The following is a 13,969-nucleotide window of genomic DNA, read 5'->3' on the forward strand; positions in this document are numbered from 1 at the left end:
CCCACAGTCGCGTATGAACACACGCAACGGCGCTGACTCCCGAGGGGATCGCCGCCGTTAGCTGTTGAGCCGCGCCAGGACTCGCGCCGGTTTACTAGTCAAGAGCGGCCGGGGCTGGATAGTGTTCACAGAGCAACCGACCATGGAGGTGGACATGAGGGGCATAAGGCGTCTGTCGACGGTTCTGCGGCTGCTCTGCGTTGCCGTGCTGTCGATCGGGATCGGCGGTGTCGCGGTTACCGCCGGCTCCACCGGCACGGCCAGGGCAGCAGGCTACGAATCCCTGATGGTGCCTTCCGCAGCCATGGGCCGGGACATTCCGGTGGCCTTCCTGGCCGGCGGGCCGCACGCCGTCTATCTGCTGGACCCCTTCAACGCCGGTCCCGACGTCAGCACCTGGGTGACCGCCGGTAACGCGATGAACACGCTGGCCGGCAAGGGCATCTCGGTGGTCGCCCCCGCCGGCGGGGCATTCAGCATGTACACCAACTGGGAGCAGGACGGCAGCAAGCAGTGGGAGACGTTCTTGTCCCAGGAGTTGCCCGACTGGCTGGCCGCGAACAAGGGCCTGGCGCCCACCGGCCACGGCGCCGTCGGCGCATCGCAGGGCGGATACGGCGCGATGGCGCTGGCGGCCTTCCATCCCGACCGGTTCGGCTTCGCCGGTTCGTTGTCGGGCTTCCTGTACCCGTCGGAAACCACCATGAACGGCGCAATCCTGGCCGGCCTGCAGAAGTACGGCGGCGTCGACGGCAACGGCATGTGGGGTGCACCACAGCTGGGCCGGTGGAAGTGGCACGACCCGTGGGTCCACGCGTCTTTGCTCGCGGCGAACAACACCCGGGTCTGGGTCTACGCGCCGAAGGTCACCACCGGCGATCCCGTGGCCATGATCGACGTGCCCGATCAGGCACTGGGCAGCAGCCTGTCCTTCTACCAGCAGTACCGGAACGTCGGCGGGCACAACGGCCACTTCGACTTCCCGGCCGGCGGCGACCACGGCTGGGGTTCGTGGAGCGCGGAGCTGGGTGCCATGTCCGGCGACATCGCCGGCGCCATCCGATAACCACACCAAGGCCTAGCTGCGACGCCGCCGGCGCCCTCGGAGTAGCCGGTACCGTGTAGGCAAGTGCAGCGGGGGTCTCCGACGGCCGCGTCGCTGCGACCTACCGACACTGCCAGGAGACTCCGGATGGCCAAGCGGGCCAAGAATTCGCGACGCAAGCGGCATCGAATCCTTGCCTGGGTTGCGGCGTGCGGGATGGCGGCGGTCGTCATCGTGGTGATCGTGGCCATCGTTCTGATGCTGCGCACGCCCGCGTCGCCGCCGTCGGCGGTGCCGCCGGGGGCGCTGCCGCCGTCGGCTACCGCGACCCCGCACCCGCACAAGCCGCGACCGGCCTATCAAGACGCGTCCTGCCCCGATGTGCTGCTGGTCAACGTTCCGGGCACCTGGGAGTCGTCGCTGCAGGACCCGCCGTTTGCCCCCATCCAATTTCCGAACGCGTTGTTGCACAACGTGGTGACCACGCTGGGGCAACAATTCGGCCCGTCGCGGGTGCAGACGTACACCACGCCCTACACGGCGCAGTTCCACAATCCGCTTTCCGCGGACAACCAGATGTCCTACAACGAAAGCCGGGCGCAAGGTACCCAGGCGACCGTGCGCGCGATCACGGACATGAACACCAAGTGCCCGTTGACCAGCTACGTGCTGATCGGCTTTTCGCAAGGGGCGGTGATCGCGGGCGACATCGCCAGCGACATCGGCAACGGCCGCGGACCCGTCGACGACGACCTGGTCCTCGGTGTGACCTTGATCGCCGACGGTCGCCGGCAGGCGGACGTGGGCAAGCAGATCGGGCCCAGCCCACCCGGCGAGGGCGCCGAGATCACCCTGCATGAGGTGCCGGTCCTGTCTGGTCTGGGTCTGACCATGACGGGCGCGCGGCCGGACGGCTTCGGCTCGCTCAACGACAAGACGAACGAGATCTGCGCACCGGGCGACCTCATCTGCGCCGCTCCGAAAGAAGCCTTCAGCATCACCAACCTGCCCAACACGCTGAACACGTTGGCCGGCAACGGCGCCCAGCCGATCCATGCAATGTATGCCACCACGCAGTTCTGGAACGTGGACGGTATACCGGCGACCGATTGGACGTTGAACTGGGCGCACGGCCTCATCGAGAACGCGCCGCATCCCAAACACGGCTGACGCCGCTTGCACCCGCTTTGATCGATGCCGGACAAGCCGCGTCGTTCGACACGCATTAGAGCGGCGATGGCGGGCGCGATCAGAGGTACCTTGTGATTTGGTATGCCGCGCGCCGCCCCTTAACATTAAGAGAAAATTAAGAGCAATCAGAGCATTGTGGTTGACCCGATTGGGTCGCAACTGGCACCGACCTGGCACCGCGCCAGCCTGCGCGACGCGAGGGTCGGTGCGCGTGCACGTAGACAGACACCGTCGGCGATGCCGACCAAAAGCGGAGACGTCGGCGAAGCCGACACAACGGAGTATCTGACAGGAGACCGGCATGGCGTACCACAACCCGTTCATCGTGGACGGGAAGATCAGGTTCCCGGATAACACCAACCTGGTTAAGCACGTCGAGCGGTGGGCCAAGCTCCGCGGCGGCAGGCTGGCGTACCGGTTCCTGGACTACTCCACCGAACGGGAGGGTGTCGAACGCGACATCTCGTGGTCCGACTTCAGCGCCCGCAACCGTGCCGTCGGCGCGCGACTGCAGCAGGTCACCCAGCCCGGTGACCGCATCGCCATCCTGTGCCCGCAGAACCTGGACTATCTGGTCGCCTTCTTCGGCGCGCTGTATTCCGGCCGGATCGCGGTGCCGCTGTTCGACCCGGCCGAGCCGGGTCACGTCGGCCGGTTGCACGCGGTGCTCGACGACTGCACCCCGTCGACGATCCTGACCACCACCGATTCCGCCGAGGGAGTACGCAAGTTCATCCGCTCCCGTTCCGCCAAGGAACGCCCGCGCGTCATCGCGGTGGACGCGGTGCCCAATGAGGTAGCCGTCACCTGGCAGGAACCGGAAGCCACCGAGGGCACCACCGCGTACCTGCAGTACACCTCGGGCTCCACCCGCACCCCGACCGGTGTGCAGATCACCCACCTGAACCTGCCCACCAACGTGCTGCAGGTGCTCAACGCGCTGGAGGGTTCCGAAGGCGACCGCGGGGTGAGCTGGTTGCCGTTCTTCCACGACATGGGCCTGATCACCGCGCTGCTTTCGCCGGTGTTCGGTTACAGCTTCACCTTTATGACTCCCGCGGCGTTCGTGCGCCGGCCCGGCCGCTGGATCCGCGAACTGGCCCGCAAGCCCGGCGAGACCGGCGGCACGTTCTCGGCCGCGCCGAACTTCGCGTTCGAGCATGCCGCGAACCGCGGGGTGCCCCGCGACGACGAGCCGCCACTGGACCTGAGCAATGTCAAGGGCATCCTTAACGGCAGCGAGCCGGTGTCGCCGGCATCGATGCGCAAGTTCTACGAAGCATTCCGGCCCTACGGGTTGCCGGAGACGGCGGTCAAGCCGTCCTACGGTCTGGCCGAGGCGACGCTGTTCGTGTCGACGACCCCGATGGACCAGCCCCCGACGGTCATCCACGTCGACCGAGAGGAGCTGAACAACCAGCGCTTCGTCGAGGTGGCCGCGGACGCCCCGAACGCCGTCGCGCAGGTCTCCGCCGGCGTGGTCGGCGTCGACGAGTGGGCCGTCATCGTCGACCCCGACTCGGCCAGCGAGCTGCCGGACGGGCAGATCGGCGAGATCTGGTTGCACGGCAAGAACCTGGGCACCGGCTACTGGAACAAGGAAGAAGAGACCAACCACACCTTCCGCAACATCCTCAAGTCGCGGATCAGCGAGTCACACGCCGAGGGCGCCGCCGACGACGGGCTGTGGGTCCGCACCGGCGACTACGGCACCTATTACAAGGGACACCTCTATATAGCGGGCCGGATCAAGGACCTCGTCATCATCGACGGCCGTAACCACTACCCGCAGGACCTCGAGTACACGGCGCAGGAAGCGAACAAGGCGCTGCGCGTCGGTTATGTCGCCGCCTTCTCGGTGCCGGCCAATCAGCTGCCGCAGAGCGTGTTCGACGATCCGCACGCCGGCCTGAAGTTCGACCCCGAAGACACCTCCGAGCAGTTGGTGATCGTCGCGGAGCGGGCGGCCGGTACGCACAAACTCGACTACCAGCCCATCGCCGATGACGTCCGGGCGGCGATCGCCGTCGGGCACGGGGTGACCGTGCGCGACGTGCTGCTGGTCCAGGCCGGCACCATCCCGCGCACGTCCAGCGGCAAGATCGGCCGTCGCGCCTGCCGTACCGCCTATCTCGACGGCAGCCTGCGCAGCGGCGTCGCATCCCCGACGGTCTTCGCCACCGGATCCTGAGCAACCAAAGGGTACTTATGTCTGAGATCGACGATTCTGCGGAGCACACCGACAACACCGGCTCTGAGGCCCACGTGCCCGCCAAAAAGACCGACATGACGATCCCCGAGATGCGTCAATGGCTGCGCAACTGGGTGGGCAAGGCGGTCGGCAAGTCGCCGGACTCGATCGACGAGTCGGTGCCGATGGTCGAACTTGGTCTGTCCTCGCGCGACGCCGTGGCGATGGCCGCCGACATCGAGGACCTGACCGGCGTCACGCTGTCGGTGGCGGTGGCGTTCCAGCATCCGACCATCGAGTCGCTGGCCACCCGGATCGTCGAGGGCGAGCCGGAAACCGCAGCCGACGACACCGACGACGATATGGACTGGTCACGCGAGGGCGCGGCGGAACGCGTGGACATCGCGATCGTCGGGCTTTCCACCCGCTTCCCGGGCGACATGAACAGTCCTGAAGAGACCTGGCAGGCCCTGATGGAGGGCCGCGACGCGATCACCGACCTGCCCGAGGGCCGCTGGTCGGAATTCCTCGAAGAGCCGCGGCTGGCCGCGCGCATCGCCACCGCACGCACCCGCGGCGGTTACCTGAAGGACATCAAGGGCTTCGACTCGGAGTTCTTCGCGGTGGCCAAGACCGAAGCCGACAACATCGACCCGCAGCAGCGGATGGCGCTGGAGCTGACCTGGGAGGCGCTGGAGCATGCCCGCATCCCGGCGTCCAGCCTGCGCGGCAAGCCCGTCGGCGTGTACATCGGCAGCTCCACCAACGACTACAGCTTCCTGGCCGTTTCGGACCCGACGGTCGCCCATCCCTACGCGATCACCGGCACCAGCAGCTCGATCATCGCCAACCGGGTGTCCTATTTCTACGACTTCCGCGGACCGTCGGTCACCATCGACACCGCATGCTCGAGCTCGCTGGTGGCGATGCACCAGGGCGTGCAGGCGCTGCGCAACGGCGAGGCCGACGTGGTGGTCGCCGGCGGCGTCAACGCCCTGATCACCCCGATGGTGACGCTCGGTTTCGACGAGATCGGCGCGGTGCTGGCCCCCGACGGCCGGATCAAATCGTTCTCGTCGGACGCCGACGGCTACACCCGCTCCGAAGGTGCCGGGATGGTGGTGCTCAAGCGGGTCGACGACGCCCGCCGCGACGGCGACCAGATCCTGGCCGTCATCGCCGGCAGCGCGGTCAACCACGACGGCCGGTCCAACGGTCTGATCGCCCCCAACCAGGACGCCCAGGCCGAGGTGCTGCGCCGGGCCTACAAGGACGCCGGCATCGACCCGCGCACCGTCGACTACGTCGAGGCACACGGCACCGGCACCATCCTCGGCGACCCAATCGAGGCCGAGGCCCTGGGCCGGGTCGTCGGCAAGGGCCGCCCCGCCGACCGCCCGGTGCTACTGGGTGCGGTCAAGACCAACGTCGGGCACCTGGAGTCGGCGGCCGGTGTGGCCAGCATGGCCAAGGTGGTGCTGGCCCTGCAGCACGACAAGCTGCCGCCGTCCATCAACTTCGCCGGGCCCAGCCCGTACATCGACTTCGAAGCGATGCACCTGAAGGTCATCGACCAGGCCACGGACTGGCCGCGCTACGGCGGCTACGCGCTGGCCGGGGTATCCAGCTTCGGCTTCGGCGGGGCCAACGCGCACATGGTGGTCCGCGAAGTGCTGCCCCGCGACGTGATCGAGCGTGAACCCGAGCCCGAGCCCGCCCCGCCGGCCCAAGCGTCTGAACCGCAGGCCGGCGCGCTGGAAGGCCACGCGCTGCGGTTCGACGACTTCGGCAACATCCTCACCGACACGCCGGCCGCCGAAGAGGCCGAACCCGAACTTCCGGGCCTGACCGAAGAGGCGTTGCGGCTCAAGGAAGCCGCGCTGGAAGAGCTTGCGGCACAAGAGGTTAAGCCACCACTGATCCCGCTGGCGGTGTCGGCGTTCCTGACGTCACGCAAGAAGGCCGCCGCCGCCGAGCTGGCGGACTGGATGGAAAGCTCGGAAGGCCGGGCGTCGTCGCTGGAGTCGATCGGCCGGTCGCTGTCGCGGCGTAACCACGGCCGTTCCCGTGCCGTCGTGCTGGCCCACGACCACGACGAGGCGATCAAGGGCCTGCGCGCGGTGGCCGCGGGCAAGCAGGCGCCGAACGTGTTCAGCGTGGACGGTCCGGTGACCAACGGTCCGGTGTGGGTGCTCGCCGGGTTCGGCGCGCAGCACCGCAAGATGGGCAAGAGCCTGTATCTGCGCAACGCGGTCTTCGCCGAGTGGATTGACAAGATCGACGCCCTGATCCAGGACGAGCGCGGCATCTCGATTCTCGAGATGATCCTCGACGACGCGGTGGACTACACCGGCGACACCGTCGAATACCCCATCGAGGCCGTCCAATTGGTGATCTTCGCCATCCAGATCGCGCTCGGCGAGCTGCTCAAGGCGCACGGCGCCAATCCGGCCGCGGTGATCGGTCAGTCGCTGGGTGAGCCGGGCGCCGCCTACTTCGCCGGCGGGCTCTCGCTGCGCGACACCGTGCGGATTATCGTCCCGCGCGCCCGGCTGATGGGCGAGGGCGAGGCGATGCTGTTCGGCGAGTACATCCGGCTGATGGCGCTGGTGGAATACTCCGCCGACGAGATCAAGACCGTGTTCGCCGACTTCCCCGATCTTGAGGTCTGCGTCTACGCCGCTCCGACCCAGACCGTGATCGGCGGCCCGCCCGACCAGGTGGACGCGATCATCGCCCGCTGTGAGGCCGAAGGCCGCTTCGCCCGCAAGTTCCAGACCAAGGGCGCCAGCCACACCGCGCAAATGGATCCGCTGCTCGGCGAGTTCACCGCGGAGCTGCAGGGCATCCACCCCATGCCGCTGACGTGCGGCTACTTCTCCACGGTGCACGAGGGCCGTTACATCAAGCCGGGCAGCGAGCCGATCCACGACGTCGAGTACTGGAAGAAGGGCCTGCGGCATTCCGTCTACTTCACCCACGGCGTTCGCAACGCGGTGGACAGCGGGCACACCACGTTCTTGGAGCTCGCGCCCAACCCCGTGGCGTTGATGCAGGTGGGCCTGACGACGGCCGCGGCCGGTCTTGTCGACGCCCAGCTGATCCCGACGCTGGCCCGCAAGCAGGACGAGGTCGAGTCGATCATCTCGACGATGGCCCAGCTGTACGTGTACGGCCACGACCTGGACATCTGGACCCTGTTCCCGCGGCGCTCCGAGGGCCCTGTCGGCCCGGAGGATTACGCGAACATCCCGCCGACCCGGTTCAAGCGCAAGGAGCACTGGCTGCCCGCGCACTTCTCCGGCGACGCCTCGGTGATGATGCCGGGCAACCACGTCGCGCTGCCCGACGGCCGGCACGTTTGGGAGTACGCGCCCCGCGACGGCAAGACGGACCTGGCCGGGTTGGTGAGAGCCGCTGCGGCCCAAGTGCTTCCGGATGCGCAGTTGACGGCCGCCGAGCAGCGCGCGGTGCCTGGCGAGGGTGCGCGGCTGGTCACCACGATGACCCGCCATCCCGGCGGTGCGTCGGTTCAGGTGCACGCGCGGATCGACGAATCGTTCACGCTGGTGTACGACGCGCTGGTGGCCCGCGCTGGCTCCGAGGCGGTGTTGCCGACGGCGGTTGGCGCCGGCGCCGCGATTGCGGCCACGGCCACCAACGGGGCCGCCACGGCCGTGCCCGAACCTGCCGCCACCGAAGAAGAGGCCCAGACGCTGTCGGACAGCCTGACCGCCCGCTACATGCCCAGCGACTTCGTCAAGTGGTCGCCGGACTCCGGTGAGACCATCGCCGACCGGCTGGGCAGCATCGTCGCGGCGGCAATGGGCTACGAGCCCGAGGACCTGCCGTGGGAGGTGCCGCTGATCGAGCTCGGACTGGACTCGCTGATGGCGGTGCGGATCAAGAACCGCGTCGAGTACGACTTCGACCTGCCACCGATCCAGTTGCAGGCCGTGCGCGACGCCAACCTCTACAACGTCGAAAAGCTGATCGAGTACGCGATCGAGCACCGCGACGAGGTGGAGCAGCTGCACGAATACCAGAAGAATCAGACCGCCGAGGAGATCGCCCGGGCGCAGGCGGAGTTGCTCAGCGGCGCCACGCCGTCGACCGTGCTGGCCCCGGCGCCCGATCCGCAAGCGGAGCCGGAAACCCAGCCCGCTTCGGAAGGGGCCATCCCGCCGCCGCCGACGGATCCGTCGGGCCCATCTGGCGGTAACGGCGCACAGCCGAACCTGGCTGCCGCCGCGGAGGCGCTGAACCAGCAGGCGGTGGCCGCGGCACTCAACTCCGACGTGCCGCCACGCGATGCCGCCGAGCGGGTCACCTTCGCCACCTGGGCCATCGTCACCGGCAAGTCGCCCGGCGGGATCTTCAACACGCTGCCCCAGCTGGACCAGGACAGCGCGGCCAAGATGGCGCAGCGACTTTCCGAGCGCGCCGAGGGGCCGATCACGGTCGAGGACGTGCTGAGCTCGTCGACCATCGAGGAGCTAGCCGACAAGGTGCGCGGCTACTTGGAGGCGGGCCAGATCGACGGGTTCGTCCGCACCCTGCGGGCCCGGCCCGAGGGCAGCTCGAAGATCCCGGTGTTCGTATTCCATCCGGCCGGCGGCTCGACCGTGGTCTACGAGCCGCTGCTCAACCGGCTGCCACCGGACACTCCGATGTACGGCTTCGAGCGGGTGGAAGGCACCATCGAAGAGCGTGCCGCGGCCTATGTTCCGAAGCTGATCGAAATGCAGGGCGACGGGCCCTACATCCTGGCCGGCTGGTCGCTGGGCGGTGTGCTGGCCTACGCGTGCGCGATCGGGTTGAAGCGGCTCGGCAAGGACGTCCGGTGGGTCGGGCTGATCGACGCGGTCCGTGCGGGCGAAGAGATTCCGCAGACCAAGGAGGAGATCCGCAAGCGCTGGGACCGCTATGCGCGGTTCGCCGAGAAGACGTTCAACGTCACCATTCCGGAGATCCCGTACGAGCAGCTCGAGCAGCTGGACGACGAGGGCCAGGTCCGGTTCGTGCTGGACGCCGTCCGCGAAAGCGGTGTGCAGATCCCGGCCGGGATCATCGAGCACCAGCGCACGTCGTATCTGGACAACCGGGCGATCGACACCGCTCAGATCCAGCCGTACGACGGCCACGTCACCCTCTACATGGCCGATCGCTACCATGACGACGCGATCATGTTCGAGCCGCGGTACGCCGTTCGCCAACCCGACGGCGGCTGGGGCGAGTACGTCTCCGACCTCGAGGTCGTGCCGATCGGTGGCGAGCACATCCAGGCCATCGACGAGCCGATCATCGCCAAGGTGGGCGCACACATGAGCCGTGCGCTTGGCGACATCGAGGCGGCCGAGTCAGAACAGGTGAGGTAGGCACGTAGTGACGGATTTAGCTGCAGAACCGGTCCTGCACACCACCGCGGAGAAGCTGGCCGAGCTGCGCGCTCGACTGGAGCTGGCCAAGGAGCCGGGCGGCGAGAAGGCCGCCGCCAAGCGCGACAAGAAGGGCATCCCCAGTGCCCGCGCCCGCATTCATGCGTTGGTGGATCCGGGCACCTTCTTCGAGATCGGTGCGCTGTGCAAGACGCCGAACGACCCGAACGCGCTCTACGGCGACGGGTGCGTCACCGGGCACGCCATGATCGACGGCCGGCCGGTCGGGGTGTTCTCCCACGACCAAACGGTGTTCCAGGGCACCGTCGGCGAGATGTTCGGCCGCAAGGTCGCCCGGCTGATGGAGTGGTGCGCGATGGCCGGGTGCCCGATCATCGGCATCCAGGACTCGGGTGGCGCCCGCATCCAGGACGCGGTCACCTCGCTGGCGTGGTACGCCGAGTTGGGCCGCCGCCACGAGGCACTGTCCGGGTTGGTGCCGCAAATCTCCCTCATCTTCGGCAAATGCGCTGGGGGAGCGGTGTATTCGCCGATCCAGGACGATTTGCTGGTCTCGGTGCGCGACCAGGGTTACTTCTTTGTCACCGGGCCCGACGTGATTCGGGAAGTCACCGGTGAGGAGGTCACTCTCGACGAGCTCGGTGGCTCCGATGCGCAGGCGCGCTACGGCAACATTCACCACGTGGTCGACTCGGAGGCCGAGGCGTTCCAGTATGTCCGCGACTACCTGTCGTTTCTGCCGTCCAACTGCTTCGACAAGCCGCCGATCGTCAACCCCGGGCTGGAGCCGGAAATCACCCCGACCGACCTGGAACTCGACGCCATCGTGCCGGACTCCGACAACGCGGCCTACGACATGCACGAGATTCTGCTGCGCATCTTCGACGACGGCGACTTCCTCGAGATCGCCGCGCAGCACGGGCCCGCCATCATCACCGGGTACGCGCGCGTCGACGGCCACCCGGTCGGGGTGATCGCCAACCAGCCCATGCACATGTCGGGTGCGATCGACAACGAGGCGTCGGACAAGGCGGCGCGCTTCATCCGGTTCTGCGACTCGTTCAACACCCCGCTCGTCTTCGTGGTGGACACGCCCGGGTTCTTGCCGGGCGCGGAGGAGGAGAAGCGCGGCATCATCAAGCGCGGCGGCCGGTTCCTCTACGCCGTCGTCGAGGCCGACGTGCCGAAGGTGACGATCACGGTCCGCAAGTCCTACGGCGGCGCGTACGCCGTGATGGGGTCGCGGCAGCTGACCGCTGACTTCAACTTCGCCTGGCCCACCGCGCGGATCGCGGTGATCGGCGCCGAGGGCGCCGCGCAGTTGCTGATGAAGCGCTTCCCCGACCCGACCACGCCCGAGGCGCAGAAGATCAAGAAGGACTTCATCGAGGGCTACAACCTCAATATGGCGATCCCGTGGACGGCCGCCGAGCGCGGCTTCATCGATGCGGTGATCGACCCGCACGAGACCCGGCTGCTGCTGCGCAAGTCGATGCACCTGCTGCGCGACAAGCAACTGTGGTTCCGGGTGGGCCGCAAGCACGGCCTGATCCCGATCTAATTAGGTAGCGCGAGCAGACGCAAAATCGCCCAAAACGACGCAGTTTTGGGCGATTTTACGTCTGCTCGCCACTAAACGCGCCGGCCACCAACTCGTCGAAGCGCTCCAGCGCCTCGTCGGATTCGGCGTCGATACCGCGCAGCGGGCCGCGATCGGCCAGATACCGTTGCGCATACAGTCGCGCGACGAGGCCCTTCCGGTCGGCGCCGCGGGTGTCCCGCTCCCAGGCGGCCTGCTCGGTGAGCAACGCGGCGGCGTACACGTCGCCCATGAACACCGTCAGCGGGAACAGCCGCGCCTCGGCCACCGGCCGGTCGAGCTTCGTCCAGGCCGTCGTCGCCGCCTCGAGATCATCGATACGCCGTGTGACCAATCGGGTGGCTTCGTCGTCGTCGGAAACCGAAACCGCGTCACGCATGCGAGCCAGCAGCGTCTCGTGCGCCTGCGTCTGCTCGATGCCGCGCCGCACATCCAGACACAGGATGTTGTCCGGGCCCTCCCAGATGGTGTTCACCTGCGCGTCGCGCAAAAGCCTTGCCACCGGCCAGGTTTCGATGTAGCCATTGCCGCCGTGAATTTCGATCGCATCGGAGGCCGCGGTGATCCCAAGCCGGCAGACCTTGAGCTTGGTGACCGGCACCGCAATGCGCTGCCGGATGCTTCGGGGCTGGCGGTGGTTGCTTGCCCCGAGGCCGTCGAACACCAGCGCCTGCGCGGCCTCGACGTCGACGATCAGCTCGGCGAGTTTGCGTCGCATCAGCGGCTTGTCGATCAGCGGGCCGCCGAACGCCTGCCGCTGCCGGGCGTAGCACAGCGACTCGACCAGGGCCCGGCGCGCGTTGGCCAGCCCGAACAGCGCGATGCCGAGCCGCGCCGCGTTGGTCAGCTCCATCATGCGAGCCAGGCCTTTGCCGTCGGACGGGCCGGACTCAGCGCTGGGGTTCCCGGATAGCAGAAACGCCTCGGCGTCGACGAACTCCACCTCGCCGGACGCCACCGACCGTGTGCCGAGCTTGTCCTTGAGGCGACGGACCCGCACCCCATTGCGTGAACCGTCGCGTCGCGTGCGCAGGACGAGGAAATTGGCCACCCCACGGGACGAGTCGGGCGCGCCCTCGGGTTTGGCCAGTACGACGAACGCCTCGCCGGCGCAGTTCGACGCAAACCACTTGAAGCCGTTGAGCACCCAGGCATCTCCGGCGCGCGTTGCCGTCGTCTCCAGCGCTCCCAGGTCGGAGCCGCCGGTGCGCTCGGTCAGCAGTTGCGCGGTCTCGCCGGCCCATTCGCCGGAGTCGAACTTGGCCAGGACGTGGTCGCGAACGTCGGCGGGTGCGTAGGCGGCCACCAGCGACTGGACCATGCCGCCGCCGGTGCCCAGCGCGCAGCCCATCCCGATGTCGGCCTGGTTGAGCAGGTAGTTGGACGCGAACATCGGCAGTGACGAGCTCAGCCCCGCGCTGCGAGCCTCGGCGCGCAAGGTTCGCTGCGCGTCCAGCACCGCGCGCTTGGACGCCGTGAACGACGCGGGCATGACCACGCGGCTGATGTCGTGTCCCCAGCGGTCGTATCGCTCGAGCCGCGGCGGGTTGCGGTCGGTTTCCTCCGCCCACCGCGCGACCGGACCGCCCATCAGCTCACCGATGCGCGTCAAATGCGGCTCTGCGAAGGCGAACTCGTCGGGGCGCAGGTAGTACGCCATGAGGAACTGCAAGCTGGGATCGGTGAGATACCAATTGAGGCCGACGGCTCCGCGATAGTTGTCCGTGTGGTAGCGCTGCGCTTTTTCCGGGGTGGAGAAGGGCAGCCGGTCCACCGCCTCGAGGTCGTACTCGCTCACACCGCGACGGTATTACAAAAGCGCGGTGTTACCAGCGTTTAGGTCGGCACCAAAAACTCGGAGGTGTAGTACTCGGCCGGATCCTGGAGATGAGGACTCGGTCGTTCGACGATCACCCACACACCCTTTGTGCCCGGCCGAAGGGTGTCTTGAACGGTGACGGTCCCGACCCCGGCCGGGTCGGTTTGCAGGCCCACGAAAGCGGTACCCGGCGCTCCGGGACCGCAGCCTGCCGATGACGGCCGCGGTTCTTGGATCAGCCCGACGTCGAAATGAGTGTTTGGCGATGGCGAGTCCGCCAGGGAAACCTCTGCGACCACGGACGACCCGCTCTTGTGAATACGGACCGAGCCGGTGCCCAGTGCCACCTCGGTCTCCAGTGGTGGGTAGTGCACGAGGCTGAAATCGCAATTCCGCAGATTTGCTTGCAGCCCAACAATTGTGCCGCCCTGATCGGCCGAGGCGACGGCGATGTTCAGGGCAAACGCCGAGGAGCTGACCACACCGATTAATGCGGCGGATTTCGCCGCTGTTGTACACGTGCGCATTTCCCCACCATTGTTTTGAGTTTTCCGGATACCGAGTATTGACGCTATACGCGAAACTCAAACCGAGTCTAGAAGCAATTCTTTGAATTCAAACCCTTTAGTTAGCTGAAGAAATTCAAGCGGCTAGTTGGGCTTGATACACCCCAATGCGCCGATCCGAGCGGTAGTTGGGAAATTGGGCATCCACTCGTAAGTCA

At 67.3% G+C, this 13,969-nt stretch carries 7 protein-coding genes; 5 read left to right on the top strand and 2 right to left on the bottom strand.

Annotation, left to right across the window (positions count from 1 at the left end; translation table 11 throughout):
* The first annotated feature begins 154 nt into the window (after positions 1–154).
* From AC5Y2L_RS18100 to AC5Y2L_RS18120, 5 genes are all read left to right on the top strand, one after another.
* Positions 155–1,066 (top strand): esterase family protein, encoded by a 912-nt coding sequence (locus AC5Y2L_RS18100; RefSeq protein ID WP_499938815.1) that lies wholly within the window; start codon positions 155–157, stop codon positions 1,064–1,066.
* A 126-nt stretch (positions 1,067–1,192) separates the two neighbouring features.
* Positions 1,193–2,215, top strand: a complete 1,023-nt coding sequence (culp6, locus tag AC5Y2L_RS18105; RefSeq protein ID WP_499938817.1) for a carboxylesterase Culp6 — start codon at positions 1,193–1,195, stop codon at positions 2,213–2,215.
* A gap of 322 nt (positions 2,216–2,537) precedes the next feature.
* A complete protein-coding gene (gene fadD32 / locus AC5Y2L_RS18110) occupies positions 2,538–4,427 on the top strand; it encodes a long-chain-fatty-acid--AMP ligase FadD32 (protein WP_499938818.1) in 1,890 nt (629 codons plus the stop codon).
* 95 nt (positions 4,428–4,522) lie between these two features.
* Entirely contained in the window at positions 4,523–9,805 is a 5,283-nt protein-coding gene (pks13, locus tag AC5Y2L_RS18115) for a polyketide synthase Pks13 (RefSeq protein ID WP_499938958.1), read from the top strand.
* Positions 9,806–9,812: 7 nt separating this feature from the next.
* The gene (locus AC5Y2L_RS18120; protein ID WP_499938819.1) at positions 9,813–11,387 is read left to right on the top strand and encodes an acyl-CoA carboxylase subunit beta; all 1,575 of its coding nucleotides are present in this window, start codon (positions 9,813–9,815) and stop codon (positions 11,385–11,387) included.
* 55 nt (positions 11,388–11,442) lie between these two features.
* On the opposite strand, the gene AC5Y2L_RS18125 is transcribed toward AC5Y2L_RS18120, so the two are convergent.
* Both AC5Y2L_RS18125 and AC5Y2L_RS18130 read right to left on the bottom strand, forming a co-directional pair.
* Positions 11,443–13,224, bottom strand: a complete 1,782-nt coding sequence (locus tag AC5Y2L_RS18125) for an acyl-CoA dehydrogenase family protein (RefSeq protein WP_499938820.1) — start codon at positions 13,222–13,224, stop codon at positions 11,443–11,445.
* 38 nt (positions 13,225–13,262) lie between these two features.
* Positions 13,263–13,772 carry a hypothetical protein gene (locus tag AC5Y2L_RS18130; protein WP_499938822.1) on the bottom strand — a complete coding sequence of 170 codons (510 nt, stop codon included), beginning with the start codon at positions 13,770–13,772 and terminating at the stop codon, positions 13,263–13,265.
* Positions 13,773–13,969 lie beyond the last annotated feature (197 nt).

This window comes from Mycobacterium sp. NGS66 (assembly GCF_059812225.1).

Bases quoted from the DNA above. Each gene is read 5' to 3' on its own strand.
- AC5Y2L_RS18130 (WP_499938822.1), bottom strand. From the start codon at position 13,772: ATGCGCACGTGTACAACAGCGGCGAAATCCGCCGCATTAATCGGTGTG.
- culp6 (WP_499938817.1), top strand. From the start codon at position 1,193: ATGGCCAAGCGGGCCAAGAATTCGCGACGCAAGCGGCATCGAATCCTT.
- pks13 (WP_499938958.1), top strand. From the start codon at position 4,523: ATGACGATCCCCGAGATGCGTCAATGGCTGCGCAACTGGGTGGGCAAG.
- fadD32 (WP_499938818.1), top strand. From the start codon at position 2,538: ATGGCGTACCACAACCCGTTCATCGTGGACGGGAAGATCAGGTTCCCG.
- AC5Y2L_RS18100 (WP_499938815.1), top strand. From the start codon at position 155: ATGAGGGGCATAAGGCGTCTGTCGACGGTTCTGCGGCTGCTCTGCGTT.